Source organism: Pseudomonas sp. JL2 (genome assembly GCF_031570495.1).
GTDB lineage: Bacteria > Pseudomonadota > Gammaproteobacteria > Pseudomonadales > Pseudomonadaceae > Aquipseudomonas > Aquipseudomonas rhizophila.
The window spans coordinates 1-3,218 of record NZ_JAKUDH010000054.1 but is presented as its reverse complement, the minus strand read 5'-3'; the positions used below and the strand labels follow the sequence as shown (position 1 = coordinate 3,218).

Below are 3,218 nucleotides of genomic sequence, written 5' to 3'. Positions count from 1 at the left end.
GTCAGCACCACTATTACCGGTGCCACGGGCGGCAACTTTGAAAACCTGGTGCCGAGCACCACGCCTGCCGTGACGACGATCACCGATTCCGTGGACGCCACCGGCCTGACTTTGACCGCCAGCGATACCATCACTGAAGGCGGCCAGATCACCTACACCGCCACCCTGACCAACCCGGCCCAGACGCCAGTGACCGTGACCTTGAGCAATGGCTCGGTCATCACCATCGCTGCCGGACAAACCACCGGCACCGTCAACGTCGATACCCCGGCCAACGACGTCTACAACAATGGCAGCACCGTTAGCACCACCATTACCGGTGCAACGGGTGGCAACTTTGAGAACTTGGTGCCGAACACCACGCCTGCCGTGACGACGATCACCGACTCGGTGGACGCCACCGGCCTAAGTTTGTCAGCTTCCACTGAAGTGGCCGAAGGCGGTTCGATTGTCTACACCGCGACCCTGACCAACCCCGCTGGCACTCCGGTCACCGTGACACTGAGCAACGGCGCTGTAATCAACATCGCTGCCGGCGCTACTACCGGCACTGTGACCGTCGATGCGCCGACTGACGATGTCTACAAAGACGCAGGCAAGGTTGAAGTCAGCATCGATAACGCCACCGGCGGTAACTTCGAAAACCTGGTGCCGAGCACCGCACCAGCGGTGACCGATGTCACTGACACCATCGACACCAGCACCGTGTCGCTCACTGCGACCGCGAATGTGGCTGAAGGCGGCACCGTCGTTTATACCGCCTCGGTCAACGCACCGGTCACCGGCGCTCCGTTGGTGATCACCCTGTCGAACGGCCAGAGCATCACCATTCCAGTCGGTTCCAGCAGCGGTTCGGTCAACTTCGTGACCCAGAACGATGCCCTTGCCGGCGGCGACAACCTGAGCGTCAAGATTGATGATGCTCAAGGCGGCAACTACGAAAAACTGGACATCGACGCCACACCAGCGGACACCACCGTTACTGATGTGCAGGACACCACTGGCCTGACGCTCTCCGCCACTGACACCGTTGCCGAAGGTGGTTCGATTGTTTACACCGCAACGCTGACCAACCCCGCTGGCACTCCGGTCACCGTGACCCTGAGCAACGGCGCTGTAATCAACATCGCTGCCGGCGCCACCACCGGGACTGTGACCGTCGATGCGCCAAAAGACGACGTCTACAAAGACGCCGGCAAGGTCGAAGTCAGCATCGATAACGCCACTGGCGGTAGCTTCGAGAACCTGGTGCCGAGCACGACTCCGGCAGTAACTGATGTCACCGACACCATTGATACTTCGACCGTCAGCCTGACCGCGACTTCCTCCGTGGCTGAAGGCGGCACCGTGGTTTACACCGCTTCGGTGAACGCACCGGTTACCGGCGCTCCGCTGGTGATCACCCTGTCGAACGGTCAGAGCATCACCATTCCAGTCGGTTCCAGCAGTGGTTCGGTCAACTTCGTGACCCAGAACGATGCCCTCGCCGGCGGCGACAACCTGAGCGTGAAGATCGACGACGCCCAGGGCGGCAACTACGAAAAACTGGACATCGACGCGACTCCGGCTGACACCACCGTTACAGATGTGCAGGACACGACTGGCCTGACGCTCTCGGCCACTGACACTGTTGCTGAGGGCGGTTCGATCGTTTACACCGCAACCCTGACCAATGCCGCTGGCTCGCCAGTGACCGTAACCCTGAGCAACGGCGCCGTAATCAACATCGCCGCCGGCGCTACCACCGGCACTGTGACCGTCGATGCGCCAAAAGACGACGTCTACAAAGACGCCGGCAAGGTCGAAGTCAGCATCGATAACGCCACCGGTGGCAACTTCGAGAATTTGGTGCCAAGCACCACGCCAGCCGTCACCAATGTCACTGACACCATTGATACGTCGACCGTCAGCCTCACCGCGACTTCCTCCGTGGCTGAAGGCGGCACCGTGGTTTACACCGCTTCGGTCAACGCCCCGGTCACTGGCGCTCCGTTGGTCGTAACGTTAAGCAACGGTCAAAGCATCACCATCCCGGTTGGCTCCAGCAGTGGTTCGGTCAACTTTGTTACGCCAAACGACGCCCTCGCTGGCGGCGATAACTTGAGCGTGAAGATCGATGACGCTCAAGGCGGCAACTACGAGAATTTGGTCGCAGATCAAACACCGGCTGAAACTTCGGTCATTGATGTTCAGGACAGCACCGGCCTAACCCTTTCGGCGACCGACACCATCACCGAAGGCGGTCAGATCACCTACACCGCAACTCTGACCAACGCCGCTGGCTCGCCAGTGACCGTAACCCTGAGCAACGGCGCTGTAATCAACATCGCCGCCGGCGCCACCACCGGCACGGTCACTGTCGATGCTCCAAAAGACGACGTCTACAAAGACGCCGGCAAGGTCGAAGTCAGCATCGATAACGCCACCGGTGGCAACTTCGAGAACCTGGTACCAAGCACCACGCCAGCCGTCACCGACGTGACCGATACCATTGATACTTCGACCGTCAGCCTCACCGCGACTTCCTCCGAGGCTGAAGGCGGCACCGTGGTTTACACCGCATCGGTCAAAGCCCCGGTCACTGGCGCTCCGTTTGTCGTAACGTTAAGCAACGGTCAAAGCATCACCATCCCGGTTGGCTCCAGCAGTGGTTCGGTCAACTTTGTTACGCCAAACGACGCCCTCGCTGGCGGCGACAACCTGAGCGTCAAGATTGATGATGCCCAGGGCGGCAACTACGAAAAACTGGACATCGACGCCACTCCGGCTGACACCACCGTTACTGATGTGCAGGACACCACTGGCCTGAGCCTGAGCGCTACCGATTCGGTTGCCGAAGGTGGTTCGATCGTTTACACCGCGACATTGACCAATGCCGCTGGCTCGCCAGTCACGGTGACCCTGAGCAATGGCGCCGTAATCAACATCGCTGCCGGCGCCACCACTGGTACGGTGACTGTCGATGCACCAAAAGACGACGTCTACAAAGACGCCGGCAAAGTCGAAGTCAGCATTGATAACGCCACCGGCGGCAACTTCGAGAACCTGGTGCCGAGCACGACTCCGGCAGTAACTGATGTCACCGACACCATTGATACTTCGACCGTCAGCCTGACCGCGACTTCCTCCGTGGCTGAAGGCGGCACCGTCGTTTACACCGCTTCGGTCAATGCTCCGGTGACCGGCGCTCCGCTGGTCGTAACCTTGAGCAACGGCCA

General features: G+C 60.1%; 1 protein-coding gene. It reads left to right on the top strand.

The genetic code is table 11. The features are described 5' to 3' along the window. A partial coding sequence (locus MKS85_RS28630; protein WP_409078040.1) for an immunoglobulin-like domain-containing protein occupies positions 1-3,218 on the top strand: 3,218 nt, incomplete at both ends.